The organism is Mycobacterium sp. ABE4_509 (assembly GCF_056160785.1).
Genome location: NZ_JBSWXU010000109.1, coordinates 1 through 18,970, shown reverse-complemented (window position 1 = coordinate 18,970; position 18,970 = coordinate 1). Strand labels below are relative to the sequence as shown.

At 68.2% G+C, this 18,970-nt stretch carries 24 protein-coding genes; 14 read left to right on the top strand and 10 right to left on the bottom strand.

The annotated features are described in order from the left end of the window. Both ACXAID_RS20290 and dut read right to left on the bottom strand, forming a co-directional pair. On the bottom strand, positions 1-672 hold a 672-nt coding region (locus ACXAID_RS20290; RefSeq protein WP_475024003.1), incomplete at its 3' end, for a DUF3710 domain-containing protein. 63 nt (positions 673-735) lie between these two features. Further along, positions 736-1,200 carry a dUTP diphosphatase gene (gene dut / locus ACXAID_RS20285; protein ID WP_475024002.1) on the bottom strand — a complete coding sequence of 155 codons (465 nt, stop codon included), beginning with the start codon at positions 1,198-1,200 and terminating at the stop codon, positions 736-738. A 25-nt stretch (positions 1,201-1,225) separates the two neighbouring features. Here dut and ACXAID_RS20280 point away from each other — a divergent pair, with 25 nt between their 5' ends. Next, positions 1,226-1,702 carry a DUF3093 domain-containing protein gene (locus ACXAID_RS20280; RefSeq protein WP_475024001.1) on the top strand — a complete coding sequence of 159 codons (477 nt, stop codon included), beginning with the start codon at positions 1,226-1,228 and terminating at the stop codon, positions 1,700-1,702. 40 nt (positions 1,703-1,742) lie between these two features. Here the strand turns inward: ACXAID_RS20280 and ACXAID_RS20275 are convergent, their stop codons facing one another. Next, a complete protein-coding gene (locus tag ACXAID_RS20275; RefSeq protein ID WP_221359717.1) occupies positions 1,743-2,045 on the bottom strand; it encodes a DUF4193 domain-containing protein in 303 nt (100 codons plus the stop codon). A gap of 198 nt (positions 2,046-2,243) precedes the next feature. Between ACXAID_RS20275 and cei the strand changes: the two genes are divergently transcribed. Further along, positions 2,244-2,900, top strand: coding sequence for an envelope integrity protein Cei (gene cei, locus ACXAID_RS20270; protein ID WP_475024000.1), 657 nt, complete (start codon positions 2,244-2,246; stop codon positions 2,898-2,900). Between the two features lie 9 nt (positions 2,901-2,909). Here the strand turns inward: cei and ACXAID_RS20265 are convergent, their stop codons facing one another. Continuing rightward, positions 2,910-3,806 carry an inositol monophosphatase family protein gene (locus tag ACXAID_RS20265; protein WP_475023999.1) on the bottom strand — a complete coding sequence of 299 codons (897 nt, stop codon included), beginning with the start codon at positions 3,804-3,806 and terminating at the stop codon, positions 2,910-2,912. A gap of 112 nt (positions 3,807-3,918) precedes the next feature. Here ACXAID_RS20265 and ppgK point away from each other — a divergent pair, with 112 nt between their 5' ends. Both ppgK and ACXAID_RS20255 read left to right on the top strand, forming a co-directional pair. Beyond that, a complete protein-coding gene (gene ppgK, locus ACXAID_RS20260; RefSeq protein ID WP_475023998.1) occupies positions 3,919-4,710 on the top strand; it encodes a polyphosphate--glucose phosphotransferase in 792 nt (263 codons plus the stop codon). Positions 4,711-4,917: 207 nt separating this feature from the next. Beyond that, entirely contained in the window at positions 4,918-6,408 is a 1,491-nt protein-coding gene (locus ACXAID_RS20255) for an RNA polymerase sigma factor (RefSeq protein WP_475023997.1), read from the top strand. Between the two features lie 51 nt (positions 6,409-6,459). On the opposite strand, the gene ACXAID_RS20250 is transcribed toward ACXAID_RS20255, so the two are convergent. Further along, a complete protein-coding gene (locus ACXAID_RS20250) occupies positions 6,460-7,242 on the bottom strand; it encodes a hypothetical protein (protein ID WP_475023996.1) in 783 nt (260 codons plus the stop codon). Positions 7,243-7,360: 118 nt separating this feature from the next. Next, positions 7,361-7,765 carry a DUF952 domain-containing protein gene (locus ACXAID_RS20245; RefSeq protein WP_475023995.1) on the bottom strand — a complete coding sequence of 135 codons (405 nt, stop codon included), beginning with the start codon at positions 7,763-7,765 and terminating at the stop codon, positions 7,361-7,363. Between the two features lie 105 nt (positions 7,766-7,870). On the opposite strand from ACXAID_RS20245, the gene ACXAID_RS20240 reads away from it, so the two are divergent. Both ACXAID_RS20240 and ACXAID_RS20235 read left to right on the top strand, forming a co-directional pair. Beyond that, positions 7,871-8,062, top strand: a complete 192-nt coding sequence (locus ACXAID_RS20240; RefSeq protein ID WP_475023994.1) for a DUF7455 domain-containing protein — start codon at positions 7,871-7,873, stop codon at positions 8,060-8,062. Between the two features lie 28 nt (positions 8,063-8,090). Then, the gene (locus ACXAID_RS20235; RefSeq protein WP_475023993.1) at positions 8,091-9,143 is read left to right on the top strand and encodes a YihY/virulence factor BrkB family protein; all 1,053 of its coding nucleotides are present in this window, start codon (positions 8,091-8,093) and stop codon (positions 9,141-9,143) included. Here ACXAID_RS20235 and ACXAID_RS20230 read toward each other — a convergent pair. Then, a complete protein-coding gene (locus tag ACXAID_RS20230) occupies positions 9,133-9,369 on the bottom strand; it encodes a DUF3039 domain-containing protein (RefSeq protein ID WP_475023992.1) in 237 nt (78 codons plus the stop codon). The genes ACXAID_RS20235 and ACXAID_RS20230 overlap by 11 nt on opposite strands. 59 nt (positions 9,370-9,428) lie before the next feature. On the opposite strand from ACXAID_RS20230, the gene ACXAID_RS20225 reads away from it, so the two are divergent. The 4 genes from ACXAID_RS20225 (at position 9,429) to ACXAID_RS20210 (ending at position 12,158) form a co-directional block, all read left to right on the top strand. Next, positions 9,429-9,848, top strand: coding sequence for a DUF3099 domain-containing protein (locus tag ACXAID_RS20225; protein ID WP_475023991.1), 420 nt, complete (start codon positions 9,429-9,431; stop codon positions 9,846-9,848). 147 nt (positions 9,849-9,995) lie between these two features. Beyond that, the gene (locus ACXAID_RS20220; protein ID WP_475023990.1) at positions 9,996-10,955 is read left to right on the top strand and encodes a sigma-70 family RNA polymerase sigma factor; all 960 of its coding nucleotides are present in this window, start codon (positions 9,996-9,998) and stop codon (positions 10,953-10,955) included. A 165-nt stretch (positions 10,956-11,120) separates the two neighbouring features. Further along, positions 11,121-11,813: an iron-dependent transcriptional repressor DtxR gene (locus ACXAID_RS20215; RefSeq protein WP_475023989.1), complete on the top strand. Its 693-nt coding sequence runs from the start codon at positions 11,121-11,123 to the stop codon at positions 11,811-11,813. Positions 11,814-11,918: 105 nt separating this feature from the next. Further along, positions 11,919-12,158 (top strand): hypothetical protein, encoded by a 240-nt coding sequence (locus ACXAID_RS20210; protein WP_475023988.1) that lies wholly within the window; start codon positions 11,919-11,921, stop codon positions 12,156-12,158. Positions 12,159-12,216: 58 nt separating this feature from the next. Here ACXAID_RS20210 and ACXAID_RS20205 read toward each other — a convergent pair whose 3' ends face one another. Further along, positions 12,217-13,272, bottom strand: a complete 1,056-nt coding sequence (locus ACXAID_RS20205; RefSeq protein ID WP_475023987.1) for a DUF4192 domain-containing protein — start codon at positions 13,270-13,272, stop codon at positions 12,217-12,219. A 179-nt stretch (positions 13,273-13,451) separates the two neighbouring features. Between ACXAID_RS20205 and sthA the strand changes: the two genes are divergently transcribed. The 4 genes from sthA to ACXAID_RS20185 all read left to right on the top strand — a co-directional run bounded on the left by sthA (position 13,452) and on the right by ACXAID_RS20185 (position 17,901). After that, positions 13,452-14,858 carry a Si-specific NAD(P)(+) transhydrogenase gene (gene sthA / locus ACXAID_RS20200; RefSeq protein ID WP_475024005.1) on the top strand — a complete coding sequence of 469 codons (1,407 nt, stop codon included), beginning with the start codon at positions 13,452-13,454 and terminating at the stop codon, positions 14,856-14,858. A 203-nt stretch (positions 14,859-15,061) separates the two neighbouring features. Next, positions 15,062-16,075 (top strand): proteasome assembly chaperone family protein, encoded by a 1,014-nt coding sequence (locus ACXAID_RS20195; RefSeq protein ID WP_475023986.1) that lies wholly within the window; start codon positions 15,062-15,064, stop codon positions 16,073-16,075. Between the two features lie 81 nt (positions 16,076-16,156). Beyond that, positions 16,157-17,179: an alpha/beta fold hydrolase gene (locus ACXAID_RS20190; protein WP_475023985.1), complete on the top strand. Its 1,023-nt coding sequence runs from the start codon at positions 16,157-16,159 to the stop codon at positions 17,177-17,179. A gap of 35 nt (positions 17,180-17,214) precedes the next feature. After that, positions 17,215-17,901, top strand: coding sequence for a PhzF family phenazine biosynthesis protein (locus ACXAID_RS20185; protein ID WP_475023984.1), 687 nt, complete (start codon positions 17,215-17,217; stop codon positions 17,899-17,901). 53 nt (positions 17,902-17,954) lie between these two features. Here the strand turns inward: ACXAID_RS20185 and nrdR are convergent, their stop codons facing one another. Both nrdR and ACXAID_RS20175 read right to left on the bottom strand, forming a co-directional pair. Further along, complete coding sequence (nrdR, locus tag ACXAID_RS20180) at positions 17,955-18,419, bottom strand: transcriptional regulator NrdR (protein WP_475024004.1); 465 nt, start codon at positions 18,417-18,419, stop codon at positions 17,955-17,957. 163 nt (positions 18,420-18,582) lie between these two features. Beyond that, the coding region (locus tag ACXAID_RS20175) for a LysM peptidoglycan-binding domain-containing protein (protein ID WP_475023983.1) at positions 18,583-18,970 on the bottom strand (388 nt) is incomplete at its 5' end.

Sequence of the window (18,970 nt, the reverse complement as noted above, 5' to 3'; positions counted from 1 at the left end):
GGGCTGCTGTCCCCCGGCCTGCGCCCGTTGCGCGGCGGCCTGCTCGGTGGCGGCGCGAAGCTGGGCGGCCATCGGCTCGGGCAACTGGACCTGCAGCGGGGTACGCACCGGCATCGGGGTGTCGCCGCGGCGCACCACCGTGTCGGCCAACGCATTTCGCGCCTGGTCCACCAGCGCGTCGATACGGTCCTGCGGCCCGTTGGCCACACACCGGACCATCCACCGGTATCCGTCGACCCCGATGAAGCGCACCACCGCGGCGCCCTGGCCGCCGGCGCCGATGACCTCGCGCCCCCACGGCCCGTCGACGATGCTCACGGTCGGGACGTCCCGGCGCAGCGACTCGGCGAGCTCGGCGGCCACCTCGCGCCACAGGCCGGCCGATTTCGGGGCGGCGTAGGCGGCGATGGTGAAACGGCCGTTGGGTGTCACCACCCACACCGCGCTGGGCACACCGGTCTCGTTGACCTCGACCTGGACCTGACCCGCCTCGGGCATCGGGATCAGGACCGAGCCCAGGTCGAGCCGGGCGACCGCGGCCACCTCAGGGTCTTCGAAGTCGTCGATGTCGAAGGGGCCGTCGAGCTCCTCCTCGATCTCCTCGGCCGTCAACCCGCCCGCCTGGGCGGGGTCGTCGGTGCTGCCGTCTTTGCGATGCCGTCTCAGTGCCATTTCCTCGTCACCATGCTCGTCGATTGTGCGGCCCTGCCAGGTCGCCGTGCGCTTGTGCCAGTCTCACAGACTGGCATGGCCACCAGATGAACCATGGCCACCGTCGCCGCGGGTCGTGTCGGCCAGGCCGGCCTCGTCGAAGGACGCCACCTCGACCAGTTCGGGCAATTCCACCCGTTGCACCAGCAACTGAGCGATCCGGTCGCCGCGGCGCACCACGATCGGTGCGCGGGGGTCGAGGTTGATCAAGGCCACCTTGATCTCGCCGCGGTACCCGGCATCGATGGTGCCGGGACTGTTCACGATCGAAAGGCCCACCCGGGCAGCGAGACCCGAACGCGGATGAACCAGGCCGACCATCCCGTGCGGTATCGCCACGGCCACCCCGGTGCCCACCAGCGCCCGCTCGCCGGGAGCCAGCTCGACGTCGTGGGCACTGAACAGATCGACCCCGGCGTCACCGTCGTGAGCCCGGCTGGGCAGCGGCAGATCACGGTCCAATCGAACTACCGCCAGAGAGGTCGACACGGCGTCACAGATTACCCTTGGCCTCGTGACCGACACGCGCGCCACCTCGCAAACCGTTCGCTACCGCGAACGGCTGCGCGTGCCGCTGTGGTGGTGGCTGCCCGGAATGGGGTTGGCGGCGCTGATCGCGCTGGAGGTCAACCAGGGGATCCGGGTGCTGCCCGACTGGCTGGCGTACGCGGTGCTGTTGCCGGTGGCCGCCGTTGCCCTGTTGGCGCTGGGACGGACCGAGGTGCGGGTCGTCGCCGGCGCCGGGGAGACCGAGTTGTGGGTCGGGGGCGCACACCTGCCGGTCAGTGCGATCGGCCGCAGCGCGCAGGTGCCGCGCTCGGCGAAGTCGGCGGCGCTGGGCCGCCAGCTCGACCCAGCGGCCTTCGTGGTGCACAAGGCCTGGGTCGGGCCGATGATCCTGCTGGTCCTCGACGATCCGGAGGACCCGACCCCGTACTGGCTGGTCAGTACCCGTCGGCCGGACAAGGTGCTGGCCGCTTTGGCGCAGTGAAACCGCGCTCGGTGCGGCCGGGCCGAGCGCGCCGGGAGGCTCAGGCGGCGCAGTCCGAGCAGATCATCAAGCCGTTCTTCTCGCTGGCGAGGCGGCTGCGGTGGTGAACCAGGAAGCAACTCGAGCAGGTGAACTCGTCGGCCTGCTTGGGAATGACCCGCACCGACAGCTCTTCGCCGGACAGGTCGGCGCCGGGCAGCTCGAAAGACTCCGCGGTTTCGGATTCGTCGACGTCGACGACAGCGGATTGAGCTTCGTTGCGCCGCGCCTTCAGTTCCTCGAGGGAATCCTCGGAAACATCGTCGGTCTCGGTGCGCCGTGGGGCGTCGTAGTCGGTGGCCATCTGTCCCCTCCGTGAAGCTCGTTGCAGCAGTGCTTTGTACCAGCGTCGAACGCGTGCACCAAATGATTCGTGCCCAGATTGACACCGGTTCTACTGTGATTTACATCACAATCTTGTCCGCTGCTTCGTTATCGCCGGTAGGAGCACCAACGCGGGCGTCAATAGTGCGCCGGGCACCGGGGCCTTAGAGTGCTCAGCGTGGTCTCCCAAATCACCGACGGCACCGCGTTCGACAAGCACGGGCGCCCATTCCGCCGCCGCCGGTTCCTGCCCGGGATGTTGGCGTTCGCCGCGATGGCAGCGGCGGCGCTGCTGGTGTGGGTGATCGCACTGTCCCGCCCGGCCGACGTCCGCGAAGCCGCCGTGTGCAACCCACCCCCGGCCCCCGCCGAGCCCAACACCCCGGCACCCGACCTGGGCGATCAGGTGTCCCACGAGTCAATGGTCGACGTCACCCCGGCCAAACTCGCCGATACGCGGATCCGGGTGCTCAACGCCAGCGGGCAGGGCGGTCAGGCCGCCGAAGTGGCCGGCGCGCTGCGCGACCTCGGTTTCGCCGAACCCGAAGCGGCCAACGACACGATCTACTCGACCACCCGGCTGCAGTGCCAGGGCCAGATCCGCTTCGGCCCCTCCGGGCGGGCGGCGGCCGCAGCGGTCTGGCTGGTGGCCCCGTGCACCGAGCTGTTCCAGGACCAGCGCAGCGACGACACCGTCGACCTCGCCCTGGGTACCGATTTCACCGAGCTGGCGCACAGCGACGACATCGACGCCGTGCTGACCAGCCTGATGCCGGAGGCGACCCAGCCCGTCGACCAGTCGATGCTCTCGCAGGCCCACACCGGAACGTGCTGACCTCGCCGACTACCCGCCTGCGCCGAACGCGCCGGATCGCGCCAGCACCTCGTCGAACTCCGCGCTGATCCCCGCCGCAGCGGCCACCACCACACCCGCGCCGTCAGCCGTCGTGGCCGTCCGGACGCGCGCGCCCGCCTCGGCGGCGATCAGGGCCCCGGCAGCCCAGTCCCACACGTGCACGCCCTCCTCGTAGTAGGCGTCGAGCCTGCCGGCGGCCACCATGCACAGGTCCAGCGCGCAGGACCCGATCCGCCGCAGATCCCGCACGTGCGGCAGCAGCCGGGCAACGACCTCCGCCTGCCGGGTGCGGCGTTGCCGCTGATAGGCGAATCCGGTGCCGATCAGGGCCATGGACAGCTCGGTCGCGGCACTGGAGCGCAGTTCGGCCCGCACCCCGTCGCGGGTCACCAGCGCACCGCATCCGGCGGCCGCCGAGTACACCGCGCCGGCGGCCACATCGGCCACCGCCCCGGCCACCGACACTCCGTCGCGCTGCACGCCCACCGACACCGCGTAGGCCTCGATGCCGTAGAGGAAGTTCACCGTGCCGTCGATCGGGTCGAGCACCCAGGTGATCTGCCCGGCCCCGGCGGCTTCGTCGTCGGGGCTGGGGCCACCCTCCTCCTCGCCGAGGATCGCCTCTCCAGGCCGCAGCGCAGCCAGCCGCTCCCGCAGCAACCGCTCGGTCTCGGTGTCGACCACGGTGACGGGATCGGTGGGGGTGCTCTTGGCGCGTACCGCAGACGCCTGCGCGGTCGGGGAGCCGGCACCGAACACCTCGACCCGTCGGCGCCGAACGTAGGCCGCCGCCTCAGTCGCCAGCCGCTCGGCCACCGAACGCAGCGTCGCGGGATCCTTCGCGCGGTCCGGCCCGGTGTCCTCCTGGATGGCCATGGCAACCATCGCAACACATCCGGACAGCTGGCCGCGAGACTGCCACGCGTCACAATTGGCGAGCGATTAGTGTGTGGAACGCCCCAGCTTGCCGATGGCCCGTTCGCGCAGAGGAGTTCGCATGACCGGTACCGAGTCACCGACCACCGACGCGCAGCGCCGCGGTTTCGGCATCGACGTCGGGGGCAGTGGCGTCAAGGGTGGAATCGTCGACCTGGACACCGGCGCGCTGATCGGTGACCGTTTCAAGCTGCTGACCCCGCAACCGGCCACACCCGACGCCGTCGCCAAGACGATCGCCGAGGTGGTGGCCCACTTCGGCTGGGAGGGCCCCCTCGGAGTGACCTACCCCGGCGTCGTCACCGGCGGGACGGTGCGCACCGCCGCCAACGTCGACAAGGGCTGGATCGGCGCCAACGCCGAGGAGGTCATCAGCGGGGCGCTGGGCGGCCAACAGGTGACCGTGCTCAACGACGCCGACGCCGCCGGACTCGCCGAAGAAAAATTCGGTGCCGGCCGCGACAACTCCGGCGTCATTGTTTTGCTGACGTTCGGCACCGGCATCGGTTCGGCGGTCATCCACAACGGGGTGCTGCTGCCCAACACCGAGTTCGGACACCTCGAGGTGGGCGGCAAGGAGGCCGAGCACCGGGCCGCCAGTTCGGTCAAGGAGCGAAAAGACTGGAGCTACGAGCGCTGGACCCAGGAGGTCACAAAAGTGCTTGTGGCCATTGAGAACGCGATCTGGCCCGACCTGTTCATCGCCGGCGGCGGCATCAGCCGCAAGTCCGACAAGTGGATCCCGCTGCTGAAGAACCGCACCCCGGTGGTCGCCGCGGCCCTGCAGAACACCGCGGGCATCGTCGGTGCGGCGATGGCCGCCGACGCCGACGTTACTGCTACCGGGCGGTAACCCCGCGCAACCGGCCGGTGTCGGCGTCAAATTTGCCGCTGGGCGCGGCGCGCGCACACACAGTCGTTACAATGGACGTCGGCGGCCGCCCCACCCCGAGAGCGGCGGAGCATCCCGAGTTGAGATCAACGCCGACATTCGACATAGCCGACACACTTCGGTGGCGCCCGTGCGCGCGCCGAGAACCTCCCGATCGAAAGGCTGTACGTGGCAGCGACAAAGGAAAGCCCGGCAACCGATGAGCCGGTGAAGCGCACCGCCACCAAAACCACGGCCAAGAAGGCCTCCCCCGCCAAGTCCGCCAACGGGTCGGCGCCGGCAAAGAAGGCCGCCAAGAGTGCGCCGGCCAAGTCGGCCAAGTCGCGCTCCGCCAAGGGTGACGCGCCGGCCGGTCGCGGCCGCGCGAAGAAGTCCACCGCCCCGGCCACCGGCGCCGCCGACGAGGAGCTGACCGGCGAAGACGTCGAGACCGACGAACTCGACGGTGAGCCCGGCGAGGACCTCGACGTCGACGACACCGATCTCGACCTCGACGACATCGAGGTCGACGAGGACAGCGACAGCGACGAGGCCGAGAGCGGCGACGACGACACCGACGACGACACCGAGGGCGCCGCCGAGGCGGCGCCCAAGGCGGTCAAGCCCGCAAAGCCCGCGGAGGTCGACGAGGACGAGATCGCCGAGCCCACCGAGAAGGACAAGGCCTCCGGCGACTTCGTCTGGGACGAGGAGGAGTCCGAGGCGCTGCGGCAGGCCCGCAAAGATGCCGAGCTCACCGCCTCGGCCGACTCGGTTCGCGCCTACCTCAAGCAGATCGGCAAGGTCGCGCTGCTCAACGCCGAGGAGGAGGTGGAACTGGCCAAGCGCATCGAAGCCGGCCTGTACGCCACCCAGCTGATGGCCGAATTCGCCGACAAGGGCGAGAAACTGCCCGCCGCGCAGCGTCGCGACATGATGTGGATCTGCCGCGACGGCGACCGCGCCAAGAACCATCTGCTCGAGGCCAACCTGCGTCTGGTGGTGTCGCTGGCCAAGCGCTACACCGGTCGCGGCATGGCCTTCCTGGACCTGATCCAGGAGGGCAACCTCGGCCTGATCCGAGCCGTGGAGAAGTTCGACTACACCAAGGGCTACAAGTTCTCCACCTACGCCACCTGGTGGATCCGGCAGGCCATCACCCGCGCGATGGCCGATCAGGCCCGCACCATCCGCATCCCGGTGCACATGGTGGAGGTCATCAACAAGCTGGGCCGCATCCAGCGCGAGCTGCTTCAGGATCTGGGCCGGGAGCCCACGCCCGAGGAGCTGGCCAAGGAAATGGACATCACGCCGGAGAAGGTGCTGGAGATCCAGCAGTACGCGCGTGAGCCCATCTCACTGGACCAGACCATCGGCGACGAAGGCGATTCCCAGCTCGGCGACTTCATCGAGGACAGCGAGGCCGTCGTCGCCGTGGACGCCGTGTCGTTCACGCTGCTGCAGGATCAGCTGCAGTCGGTGCTCGAGACCCTCTCGGAGCGCGAAGCCGGCGTGGTGCGGTTGCGCTTCGGCCTCACCGACGGCCAGCCCCGCACCCTCGACGAGATCGGCCAGGTCTACGGCGTGACCCGGGAACGGATCCGCCAGATCGAGTCGAAGACCATGTCGAAGTTGCGGCACCCCAGCCGCTCCCAGGTCCTGCGCGACTATCTCGACTAGCGGGCGCCCACTCGGGTGACGGCCCCGCCCGGCGGTTGCCCGGGCGGGCTGTCAGCGCTTGCGTTCGCGCACCTTGTAGGTCGACGGCCACGATTCGCGGGTGTCGTCACCGACGAGCGGCACCCCCTTGCCGCCCAGCCTGATGTCATAGGCCTCCTTGCCGGCGCCGACCTCACGGTTGGCGTGCTCGGTGGCCAGATACATCAACTGGTCGATCTCTGCTTCGGCGAAGGCCACGAAGGTGGTCTTGCGCACGATCTCCTCCTGGGGCGGCACCATGCGCTCAGGCAACATGCGGGTCAGCAACGCCGCGACACCGAAGAGCACGAACGGCAGCACCCAGTAGCAGACGAACGACAACGGCGAACGGGCGTCGAGAATGGTCGCGTCGGCGTCGACGACGGGCGGGACGGCCGACGACACCGTCATCGCACCGAACACGCCGATCCAGATCCAGGTCAGCACCGAGGTGATCCGGCCGAACGGCTCGCTCTCGACGATCTCCTTGGGCTGGCCATCCGCGGCGAAATCGCGGACGAACGGGCGGCCGATCAGCGCGCTGACCAGTGCCACCAGGAAGATCCCGGCGCTGCTGAGTGGCTGCATCCAACGCTCCAGAAAGGACTGGCCGAGCGTGAAGGTGAGCAGTGTCAGGACGAGAAAGGTTGCCACCGCGCCGATCTCGATCGCTCGCCCCGGCGAGCCGCTGTACCGCGATACGACCAGCGCGGCCAGCGCCGCCGCGAGGGCCACCAGCACCGCCGCCGAGAAAGGCACGTTGCCGACCAGTACCCAGTAGATGATCCATGGCGCGAAACCGAACAGTATGCCCACAGCCGCTCAGTCTATTGATTCCGGTCGCGCCGCAGCCATCCCCCCGCGTTACACATTCGTCGTAGGTTGACACGGTGAGCGAACGGCCCGACACCGCGGCAGCCGACGCCATCGTGAGTCAGCCGTCCGGCGAGTAGGCAGCGAATCGGCCGTCGCCGTCCGGTAGATATGCAGTGACGCTTATCACAGCGCTGAGGGGCAGGGGCCCGTACAGATGTGGGAACACCATGGACTCGGGATCGCCGGGGACACCGGGTTCCCACCGAACCGGAGAGGACAGGCGTGCGGCATCGATGCACAGCAGCATCAGGTCGGCGCGACCGAAGTAGAGCCTGTTCGCTGGCAGGTGAACCTGCTCGGGTGTGGACAGATGCACGAACCCCGCCGACTCCAACGACGCGGGACGGTGCTCCCCGCCTTGTCGTGCCGTCTGCCACTCCGCGGAGCTGCACAGATGGACGAGTGCGCCGTCGGGAAACCTCACAAAAAAGGCAATACCGCCGGCTGCCGGGCGTCGCAACACAGATATTCGTGAGACACGACACACCCGTAAACCGCCGGGGAACAAGGCCGGAACCGCAAGCGTCTGACAGAGTGGAAGTACGTAGCTACCCCCAATGGAGGTGCCATGACCGCAACGATCACCAGTCCCGCATTGACCAAGGCTGACCGCTGCGACCGCTGTGGCGCCGCGGCCCGAGTGCGCGCCAAGCTGCCCTCGGGCTCCCAGCTGCTGTTCTGCCAGCATCACGCCAACGAGCACGAGGCGAAGCTGGTCGAGCTGGCGGCCGTCCTCGAGGTCAGCCCCCTGGAGCCGTAACGAGCTCATCAGTAATGCTGGACTGGTCATGAGTGACCAGTCGACACGGCAGCGGCCCTCGCGCCACCACATCAGGCACATCACCCGTCGGACGCTTACAAAGAGTTGGGACGACTCGATTTTCTCCGAGTCCGCCCAAGCCGCATTCTGGTGCGCGTTGTCGCTTCCGCCGCTGCTGCTGGGGATGCTCGGCAGTCTGGCCTACATCGCCCCGCTGTTCGGCCCCGACACCCTGCCGGTGATTCAGGAGCAGCTGGTCAGCACGGCGGGCCGGTTCTTCTCACCGAACGTGACGAGCGAGATCATCGAGCCGACGGTGCGCGACATCGTGGCGGGCGCGCGCGGCGAGGTGGTGTCGCTGGGCTTCGTGATCTCACTGTGGGCCGGCTCGTCGGCGATCTCTGCGTTCGTCGATTCGATCACCGAGGCGCACGACCAGACACCGTTGCGCCACCCGGTGCGTCAGCGTTTCTACGCGCTGGGCCTCTACGTCGTGATGCTCGTCGGAGCGATCGCCACCGCACCGTTCATCGCGCTGGGGCCCCGCAAGATCGCCGAGTACATCCCCGACAGCTGGGACCACGTCCTGCGATTCGGCTACTACCCGGCGCTGATACTGACCCTGATCGTGGCGGTCAACGTGCTCTACCGGGTATCGCTGCCCAAGCCGCTGCCCTCGCACCGGCTGTTGTTCGGGTCGGTGCTGGCCGCGCTGGTGTTCCTGATCGCGACGGTCGGGCTGCGGATATACCTGGGCTGGATCACCAGCACCGGCTACACCTACGGGGCACTCGCCACGCCGATCGCGTTTCTGCTGTTCGCGTTCTTCCTCGGGTTCGCGATCATGATCGGGGCCGAACTCAACGCAGCCATCGAAGAGGAGTTCCCCGCCCCGCACACCCACACCAACCGGGTCCGCCGATGGGTGGCCGCCAAGGCCGGGCAGTTCACCGGCGCCGGGAAACCCGCCGAGGTGATCGAGGGCGGTCTGATCCCCGACGACATCGAAGCCGCCACCGGCACCAACCCCGTCGGCACGGGCACCAACCCTGTCGCCAAGGGCGACGCCGCTACTTCTTGAGCTGCTCGTAGATCTTCTTGCAGTCCGGGCACACCGGCGATCCCGGCTTCGCCGACCGGGTCACCGGGAACACCTCGCCGCACAGAGCGACCACGTGCGTGCCCATCACCGCGCTCTCGGCGATCCTGTCCTTCTTGACGTAGTGGAAGAACTTGGGGGTGTCGTCATCGGTCCCGTCGTCGACGCGTTCGTCGGTGTCGGTGCGCTCGATCGTCTGGGTCTGCATGGCTCTATTCTGCCTGGCAATCGATCGGTAAGAAATGCGACCGGCACGCCGCGCCGAAGATGTGGAACAGTAGAGGTGTGAAACACGGCGACGAGCTGGGTTTCGATGACGACGGCCGCCCCGTTCTGATCACCCGGGCCGCCCCCGCCTACGAGGACCAGCACCGGCAGCGGGTACGCAAGTACCTCACGCTGATGTCCTTTCGCGTCCCGGCGTTGATTCTGGCCGCCCTGGCCTACGGGATCTGGCACAACGGGCTGATCTCGCTGGCCATCATCGTGCTGTCGATTCCACTGCCGTGGATGGCGGTGCTCATCGCCAACGACCGGCCGCCGCGGCGCGCCGAGGAACCTCGGCGCTACCAGCAGCGCCGGCGCATTCCGTTGTTTCCCACCGCGGAGCGTCCCGCGATCGGCGGGCCACCGCCCGCGGCACCGCAACATGGGCCCGAGGACTTCGGCGGCGACGTTCCCCGCTGAGCGGGTTTTGCCGCCATTCTCAGCGAATTTTCAGGTCACGGTCCGAAAACCGCAGATCAGAAGGTGTGAACCGGCCGGGCGGCGGGAACTCTTTGCCCGCGTAGGGCGTTGTAGCTCATGAAAGTTCCACCCGATCAGGAGGCCGTTATGGCAAATGCCACCACTAGCCGCGTTGACCAGGATCTCGACGCCCAGAGCCCTGCCGCCGACCTCGTTCGGGTGTACCTGAACGGAATCGGCAAGACTGCGCTGCTCAACGCGGCAGACGAGGTGGAGCTGGCCAAGCGGATCGAGGCCGGACTGTACGCGCAGCATTTGCTCGATACCCGGAAACGGTTGGGCGACAATCGCAAACGCGATCTGGCCGCAGTGGTGCGCGATGGTCAGGCCGCTCGCCGTCACCTCCTGGAAGCCAACCTGCGCCTGGTGGTCTCGCTGGCCAAGCGCTACACCGGGCGGGGCATGCCGCTGCTCGACCTGATCCAGGAGGGCAACCTGGGCCTGATCCGGGCGATGGAAAAGTTCGACTACAGCAAGGGATTCAAGTTCTCCACGTACGCCACCTGGTGGATCCGCCAGGCGATCACCCGCGGCATGGCCGATCAGAGCCGCACCATCCGGCTGCCGGTCCACCTGGTCGAGCAGGTCAACAAGCTGGCCCGGATCAAGCGGGAGATGCATCAGCAGCTGGGCCGCGAAGCAAGCGACGAGGAACTGGCCGCCGAGTCGGGCATCCCGGTCGAGAAGATCACCGATCTGCTCGAGCACAGCCGCGACCCGGTGAGCCTGGACATGCCGGTCGGTAGCGACGAGGAGGCCCCGCTGGGCGACTTCATCGAAGACTCCGAGGCGATGTCGGCTGAGAACGCGGTCATCTCCGAGCTGCTGCACACCGACATCCGCTACGTGCTGGCCACTCTCGACGAGCGTGAACAGCAGGTCATCCGGCTGCGGTTCGGCCTCGACGACGGCCAGCCCCGCACCCTGGACCAGATCGGCAAGCTGTTCGGCCTGTCCCGCGAGCGGGTGCGCCAGATCGAGCGTGAGGTGATGTCCAAGCTGCGCAACGGTGAGCGTGCCGACCGGCTGCGGTCCTACGCCAGCTAGACCACGCCAGCTAGAGCCAGCCAGACCAACCCCGAAGAAAGCCCGCCGCGAAGACCGCGGCGGGCTTTCTGCTCGTGGCGGGCCACGTACGTGTCGTCGCCGCAGGAAGGGCCGCTGTCGAGACCCCAAGCCGGTAGACTCGCCCGGAGACGGAGGGGTGTGCGAATGAACGACCTGGTCGATACCACAGAGATGTACCTGCGGACGATCTACGACCTCGAGGAAGAGGGCGTCATTCCGTTGCGCGCGCGGATCGCCGAGCGTCTCGACCAGAGTGGACCGACCGTCAGCCAGACCGTCTCGCGGATGGAGCGCGACGGGCTGCTGCATGTCGCCGGAGACCGGCACCTCGAGCTCACCGACCAGGGCCGCTCGCTCGCCGTGGCGGTGATGCGCAAGCACCGTCTCGCCGAGCGCCTGCTGGTCGACGTGATCGGGTTGCCGTGGGAGGAAGTCCACGCCGAGGCGTGCCGCTGGGAGCACGTGATGAGCGAGGATGTCGAACGCCGACTGGTCCAGGTGCTCGACAACCCGACCACCTCCCCGTTCGGGAACCCCATCCCCGGCCTTTCCGAACTCGGCGTCGGCGACGACCTGTTCCGGGAATCGGTCACCCTGGTGCGCCTGACCGAACTGCCTGCCGGCATGCCCGTCGCCGTGGTGGTGCGCCAGCTGACCGAGCACGTTCAGGGCGATACCGAACTCATCGCGCGACTCAAGGACGCCGGCGTGGTGCCCAACGCGCGGGTGACCGTCGAGGTGAACGACTATGGCGGCGTCAATATTGTCATCCCCGGCCACGAGCAGGTCGAGCTACCCCACGAGATGGCGCACGCCGTCAAGGTCGAAAAGGTCTGAGTCGGCTCGGCTCCCCCGCCGGCCGCTCCGCCGCCTGGCGAGCCGGGCGCCGACATCTGGCACCGGGCCGTTTGGGACAGCCCTTTTCGGGGCACGCTCAAGGTTATGCACAAGCTGTTTCGTCGTTCTGTCATCGCCGCCGTCGCAGCCGGCCCTATCACCGCCCTGTCGATGATGACCTCGGCAGTCGGTTCGGCCCAGCCCATCAACTGTCCGGCCGGGCAGTGGTGGGATCCCGTCGCAAACGTGTGTCGGGGACCGGTGGCCAGCGTGCCGCTGGCCTGCGCACCGGGCGAGTACTGGAATCCGATATCGAACGTGTGCCGGCCCCTCGGCGTGTACTGACTCTGGACGCGTCCGCAGCGGCCGGCGCCCGGTACCCGACGGCGTACGCGCCGTCGCTCTAGCCCGCACGGCCGAACAGCCGGCGCGGCGGAAGCGACACTCCCAGCTGGGCAGCCAGCCGATAGCCGGTGCGGGCAAGCTCGCGGATCTCTTCGGGCCGGATCCCCGACTGCAAGGCCTGGTCCAGCATCCGGGCCATCCGATGCCCTGGTGCGCAGCGCAACGCAGCATCGAGCGCCATGCCGGCCAGCGGGCCGTCACAGCGCACGTAGGCCGAAAATGCCACGAGCGCAAGCGCTTCGGCGCGCCACCGGGACGGGAGACGACGCGCCAGGTCCACCCACAGGGACTCGGCCTGCCCCGCCCCGTCGCCTACGGCCAGCGCGTAGAGGGTGTCGCGGACCTGCGGGTCGGTCAGCGCCCGCCCGATCCGGACCAGGTCCTCGTCGTCCAGCTCAACCCCCTGCTCGACCAGCCCGGCGCACTGCAGAGCATGTTCGATCCCGTCTCTGGCCTGCGCGGCGGCGCCAGCGGCATCCACGTCGTCGACCTCGCCGGTCTGCTCGAGTCGCTGCGCCAGCACAGCCGCTCGGTCAGGGTCGGTCGGTGCGATCACTTCGAGCAGGTCGGCCCGCCGCGCATAGAGACGCCGGCCGTCGAGCACCGCTGCCAGCGCGACCGGCGATGCGGTCGGGTCTTCGACAAGTCCCGAGTTGCCGCATCCGTCGGCGCAATACCACCGCCCGCCCGCGCCGACCACGTCGACGACGTGAGCGGCGATCATCTCCACCCCGTAGGCCAGCAGTTCATCGGCCAGCAGCCTCGTCAGATCCCGGTACTCCTCGGCACACAACCGGCAGGCGGCGCCGTCGGCATCGACGATCACCGCGATCGCGGTGTCCGGCCGGGCCGCACCGGCCACCTCGGCGATCCGGTGAAGTTCGTCGAGGTTGTCGCCGGGCAGGTCGATGCGCAGGACAGCACCCAGCTGTCCGTGCGCGGCGGTGACGAGCACCAGCGACCTCTCGGGCACGAAGCCCAGCACCGCGGGCAGCGCGGCGATCAGGACGTCGGGACGGTCGAGCGGGTATTCGGGGCGTGGTGTGGTGGACATACCGCCAACCTCGCAGCTGCCGCCGACGGCCCAGGCCCGACCACGGACCCCGGTCGGCGAACCTGGGGACGAAGTCCCGATTGTGGATGGCGCACCCGGGCGTGCCTGTTCACCAGCTGTTGAGGTGTGTCGACATGCGAGATCGTGGCAACCGGCGTAGACCTTTGACCATGGCTTCGATGCTGGAGTACGACCTCGTCGTCATCGGTTCAGGCCCGGGCGGGCAGAAGGCCGCCATCGCGGCCGCCAAGCTCGGCAAGACGGTGGCAGTGATCGAACGGGGCCGGATGCTGGGCGGGGTGTGCGTCAACACCGGCACCATCCCGTCGAAGACGCTGCGCGAGGCGGTCGTCTACCTCACCGGCATGAACCAGCGCGAGCTCTACGGCGCAAGCTACCGCGTCAAGGACAAGATCACCCCGGCCGACCTGCTGGCCCGCACCACCCACGTCATCGGCAAGGAGGTCGATGTCGTGCGATCCCAGCTGATGCGCAACCGCGTCGACCTGATCGAGGGCCACGGCCGGTTCCTCGACCCGCACACGGTGCTGGTCGAGGAACCCCACCGCGGTGAACGCACGACGGTGACCGGCGAGTACATCGTCATCGCGACCGGCACCAAACCCGCCCGCCCGGCCGGGGTGGAGTTCGACGAGCAGCGCGTGCTCGACTCCGACGGCATCCTCGACCTGAAGAACCTGCCCACCTCGATGGTGGTGGTCGGAGCGGGGGTCATCGGTATCGAATACGCCTCGATGTTCGCCGCGCTCGGCACCAAGGTCACCGTCGTCGAGAAGCGCAACAACATGCTCGAGTTCTGCGATCCCGAGATCATCGAGTCGCTGAAATTCCACCTTCGCGATCTCGCGGTGACGTTCCGGTTCGGCGAAGAGGTCACCGCCGTCGACGTCGGCGCCGCCGGCACGGTCACCACCCTGGCCAGCGGCAAGCAGATCCCGGCCGAGACCGTCATGTACTCCGCTGGCCGCCAGGGCCAGACCGACCATCTCGACCTGCCCAACGCGGGGCTGGAAGCCGACAACCGCGGCCGGGTGTTCGTCGACGACAACTTCCAGACCAAGGTCGACCACATCTACGCCGTCGGCGACGTCATCGGATTCCCGGCCCTGGCAGCCACGTCGATGGACCAGGGGCGGCTGGCGGCCTACCACGCGTTCGGCGAGCCCGGAAAAGCGATGACCGAACTGCAGCCCATCGGCATCTACTCGATCCCCGAGGTCTCCTACGTCGGCGCCACCGAGGTCGAGCTGACCAAGAGCGCGATCCCCTACGAGGTCGGGGTGTCCCGCTACCGGGAACTGGCCCGCGGCCAGATCGCCGGCGACTCGTACGGCATGCTCAAGCTGCTGGTCTCGACCGAGGACCTGCGACTGCTCGGGGTGCACATCTTCGGCACCAGCGCCACCGAGATGGTGCACATCGGCCAGGCCGTGATGGGCTGCGGCGGCAGCGTCGAATACCTCGTCGACGCCGTGTTCAACTACCCCACCTTCTCCGAGGCCTACAAGGTCGCCGCGCTGGATGTGATGAACAAGCTGCGCGCACTCAACCAGTTCCGCAGCTGACCTGGGCAGATCCTGCGAAGCCCGGCGCTGCGGCGGGGCGGCCGCCGAGGCCGGGGAATGTCACATCGGCGTGTGCACGTTCGAACAAATGGGTGACGTGGCGGGTACCCCGGTGGCGTGCCACGTCACATGCGAGACACTGGGAAGAGCACGCTCGACCACGACACCACTGTCGCGACCACCGCGGCGAGGAGGCGAGATAGATGGCTGACAACGCGCAGGACCCCGCCCAAGAGCCCGACCAGGAGCCCGGCCAGCAGTACCAACCCGAGCAGACCGGCATGTACGAGCTGGAGTTTCCCGCCCCGCAGCTGTCCTCGCCGGACGGCCGGGGCCCCGTGCTGGTGCACGCGCTGGAGGGATTCTCCGACGCCGGACATGTGATCCGACTGGCCGCCCAGCACCTCAAGGACACCCTCGACACCGAGCTGGTGGCCTCCTTCGCGATCGACGAACTGCTCGACTACCGGTCCCGGCGCCCGCTGATGACCTTCAAGACCGACCACTTCACCTCCTACGAAGAGCCCGAACTGAACCTGTATGCGTTGCACGACCGGGCCGGCACCCCGTTTCTGCTGCTCGCAGGCATGGAACCCGATCTGCGCTGGGAACGCTTCATCACCGCGGTGCGGCTGCTCTCCGAGCGGCTCGGGGTGCGTCGGGTCATCGGGCTGGGCTCGATCCCGATGGCCGTACCCCACACCCGGCCGATGACGCTCACGGCGCACTCCAACGACAAGGAACTCATCGCCGACCACCAACCGTGGGTCAGCGAAGTGCAGGTTCCCGGCAGCGCCTCCAACCTGCTGGAGTTCCGGATGGCCCAGCACGGCCACGAGGTGGTGGGCTTCACCGTGCATGTGCCGCACTACCTGGCCCAGACCGACTACCCGGCGGCCGCGGAGACCCTGCTCTCAGAGGTTGCCAGGAGCGCGTCGCTGCAGATCCCGACCGATGCGCTGACCAGGTCCGCCGCCGAGGTGTACGACAAGATCAACGAGCAGGTCGTGGCCAGCTCCGAGGTCGCTCAGGTGGTGGAGGCCCTGGAGCGCCAGTACGATGCGTTCGTTGCCGCTCAGGAGAACCGGTCTCTGCTGGCGCGCGACGAGGAGTTGCCGAGCGGTGAGGAAATCGGTGCGGAGTTCGAGCGGTTTCTCGCCCAACAGGCCGACGAGAGGTACCGGAAGGACAAGGACGATCCCCGCGACAATTCCTAGCGGGTCCTCCTTCGACTTCGCCGGTGGACTCTGTCCCGACGACGAAGTGGGCGACATGACCGCGATGACCGAGTTCGCGCGATGAGCGAGGGCAAACCGAATCTGCGACCGGTGCGGGAGACGACGCCGACGCTGCAGTTCCGCACCATCCACGGCTACCGGCGGGCGTTTCGGATCGCCGGCTCGGGACCGGCGATCCTGCTCATCCACGGCATCGGCGACAACTCCACCACCTGGAGCGCGGTGCAGACCAAACTCGCCCAGCGGTTCACCGTCATCGCCCCCGACCTGCTCGGCCACGGCAAGTCCGACAAACCCCGCGCGGACTACTCGGTGCCCGCCTATGCCAACGGCATGCGCGATCTGCTCAGCGTGCTCGACATCGACCGGGTCACCGTGGTCGGGCATTCCCTCGGCGGCGGTGTCGCCATGCAGTTCGCCTACCAGTTCCCCCAACTCGTCGAACGGTTGATCCTGGTGGGAGCCGGCGGGGTCACCAAAGACGTGAACATCGCGCTGCGCGTCGCCTCGATGCCGCTGGGCAGCGAGGCGTTGGCCCTGCTGCGTCTGCCGCTGGTGATGCCCGGGCTCAAGGCGGTCGGGCACCTAGGCGGCACGCTGCTGGGGTCCACCCGGGTGGGCCGTGACATCCACGAGGTCCTGCGCATCCTCGACGACCTGCCCGAACCGACCGCATCGTCGGCGTTCGCCCGCACCCTGCGGGCAGTGGTGGACTGGCGCGGTCAGGTGGTCACCATGCTGGACCGGTGTTACCTGACGCAATCGGTTCCGGTGCAACTCATCTGGGGCAGCCACGACTCGGTCATCCCGGTCAGCCACGCCGAACTCGCGCATGCGGCGATGCCGGGCTCACGGCTGGAGATCTTCGAGAATTCCGGCCACTTCCCGTTCCACGACGATCCCGACCGTTTCGTCGAGGTGGTCGAGCAGTTCATCGATTCGACCGAACCGGCGCCCTACGACCAGGACTATCTGCGAGATCTACTGCGCGCGGGGATCAATGAGGGCACCATCTCTGGCTCGATCGACACCCGCGTCGCGGTGCTCGACGCGATGGGCGCCGACGAACGCAGCGCAACCTGACCCTGACGCAAATCCGGCGACGTAGAGTCGGCAGTATGGCGATCAACGTGACAGTGTTGCGCGTGTTCACCGACCGGGACGGCAGGTACGGCAATCCACTCGGTGTCATCGACGCCGCGGCCGTGGATCCGGCCGATCGGCAGCGCATCGCAACCGAATTGGGCTACAGCGAAACCGTTTTCGTCACGATGCCCGAACCGGGCAGGCACACCTCGCATGCCAACATCCACACCCCTGCCACCGAGCTGCCGTTCGCCGGGCACCCGACCGTAGGGGCCGGGTGGTGGCTCGCCCGGCGAGGCACCCCGGTCAAGACCCTGCAGGTGCCGGCCGGCATCGTTGCGGTCGGCTATGACGGCGACCTGACCTCGGTCAGCGCCCGCGCCGAGTGGGCGCCGGTCTTCTCCATCTACGAGGTGTCCTCGGCGGAGGACCTGGCGGACGCCGATCCCGACGACTACGACGATGACGCCGAGCACTACCTGTGGACCTGGATCGATCGTGAACACGGTTCGATCAGGTCGAGGATGTTCGCCCCCAGGCTGGGAGTGCCCGAGGACGAGGCCACCGGCGCGGCCGCGGTCCGCATGACCGAACACCTCAGCCGGGATCTGACCATCGTGCAAGGGCAGGGATCGGTCATCGAGACCTCCTGGAGCCCGGACGGCTGGGTGCGGATCGCCGGTCGAGTCGTCGAAGACCAGCAACTCCAGATCGAGTGAACCCGTCGAGGACCGGAGTTCGCCCCCCCGGACCTTCGGGAGCGACGAACCGATCACCCCTGGGCGGGAACCTCTCGGTGCGCGCGCAGCGCCTGGATCTCTCGCTCGAAGTCCTCGGCCGAGGAAAACGACCGGTACACCGAGGCGAACCTCAGATAAGCCACCTCGTCGAGCTCGCGCAGCGGCCCGAGGATGGCCAGCCCGACCTCGTGACTGGGCACCTCTGGTGACCCGGTGGCCCGCACGGCATCCTCGACCTGCTGGGCCAGCAGGTTGAGGGCATCGTCATCGACCTGGCGACCCTGACATGCCCGCCGCACACCTCTGATGACCTTTTCGCGGCTGAACGGCTCGGTGACGCCGCTGCGCTTGACCACCGCAAGCACCGCCGTCTCGACCGTGGTGAACCGCCGGCCGCACTCCGGACAGGAGCGACGCCGCCGGATCGCCTGTCCCTCGTCGGTCTCTCGCGAGTCGACGACCCGGGAATCGGGATGACGACAGAACGGACAGTGCACCACCGCTCCTTCGCCGTACCGACAGATGACCGCTTCGAACTCCATTGAGCGTACCTGCGCCACCGGTGCGCGGCCCGAGGGCAGAGCGATCGGAAGGTAGCTGACCTGTCGATTCATCCGGATCACCGGGCAGTATCGGGTGTGAAGCCAGGTCACCGCGCACTCAGCCGACCGGCGCGATCAGTGTCTGACCTGCGTCCAGCGCAGCCGAGTCCAGCTTGTTCAGGTCGCGAATCCGTTCCACCACATCGGATACCGGTGCGCCCGGGGCCACCCGCTGCGCCACCTGCTGCAGTGACTCGCCCGTCTGGACCTGCACCACCGCGAGCCGGCTCGGCGTCTCGGCCTCGTTCCCGAGGACGCCGCCGGCCTGGGCGACCAGGCCAAGCCACAGCGTGATGGCCCCGGCGATCACCGCCAGCAGAACGGTGGTCGCGGGAGTGATGGGGCGGGGCCGGTGGGATGCACGCGAGACCAGCACGCCGGTGCCCCGGTACTGCATCCCGGGACCGGCGGGACGCCGCGAACGCGGCCCTGACACCGGGCCGCGG

Excerpts from the sequence above, each read along its gene's own strand:
- ACXAID_RS20240 (WP_475023994.1), top strand. The coding sequence starts at position 7,871 with ATGACCGCAACGATCACCAGTCCCGCATTGACCAAGGCTGACCGCTGC.
- ACXAID_RS20230 (WP_475023992.1), bottom strand. The coding sequence starts at position 9,369 with ATGCAGACCCAGACGATCGAGCGCACCGACACCGACGAACGCGTCGAC.
- ACXAID_RS20210 (WP_475023988.1), top strand. The coding sequence starts at position 11,919 with ATGCACAAGCTGTTTCGTCGTTCTGTCATCGCCGCCGTCGCAGCCGGC.
- ACXAID_RS20215 (WP_475023989.1), top strand. The coding sequence starts at position 11,121 with ATGAACGACCTGGTCGATACCACAGAGATGTACCTGCGGACGATCTAC.
- ACXAID_RS20275 (WP_221359717.1), bottom strand. The coding sequence starts at position 2,045 with ATGGCCACCGACTACGACGCCCCACGGCGCACCGAGACCGACGATGTT.
- ACXAID_RS20185 (WP_475023984.1), top strand. The coding sequence starts at position 17,215 with ATGGCGATCAACGTGACAGTGTTGCGCGTGTTCACCGACCGGGACGGC.
- sthA (WP_475024005.1), top strand. The coding sequence starts at position 13,452 with ATGCTGGAGTACGACCTCGTCGTCATCGGTTCAGGCCCGGGCGGGCAG.
- ACXAID_RS20265 (WP_475023999.1), bottom strand. The coding sequence starts at position 3,806 with ATGGTTGCCATGGCCATCCAGGAGGACACCGGGCCGGACCGCGCGAAG.
- ACXAID_RS20220 (WP_475023990.1), top strand. The coding sequence starts at position 9,996 with ATGGCAAATGCCACCACTAGCCGCGTTGACCAGGATCTCGACGCCCAG.
- ACXAID_RS20195 (WP_475023986.1), top strand. The coding sequence starts at position 15,062 with ATGGCTGACAACGCGCAGGACCCCGCCCAAGAGCCCGACCAGGAGCCC.
- ppgK (WP_475023998.1), top strand. The coding sequence starts at position 3,919 with ATGACCGGTACCGAGTCACCGACCACCGACGCGCAGCGCCGCGGTTTC.
- ACXAID_RS20225 (WP_475023991.1), top strand. The coding sequence starts at position 9,429 with ATGTGGAACAGTAGAGGTGTGAAACACGGCGACGAGCTGGGTTTCGAT.
- ACXAID_RS20235 (WP_475023993.1), top strand. The coding sequence starts at position 8,091 with ATGAGTGACCAGTCGACACGGCAGCGGCCCTCGCGCCACCACATCAGG.
- ACXAID_RS20190 (WP_475023985.1), top strand. The coding sequence starts at position 16,157 with ATGAGCGAGGGCAAACCGAATCTGCGACCGGTGCGGGAGACGACGCCG.
- ACXAID_RS20205 (WP_475023987.1), bottom strand. The coding sequence starts at position 13,272 with ATGTCCACCACACCACGCCCCGAATACCCGCTCGACCGTCCCGACGTC.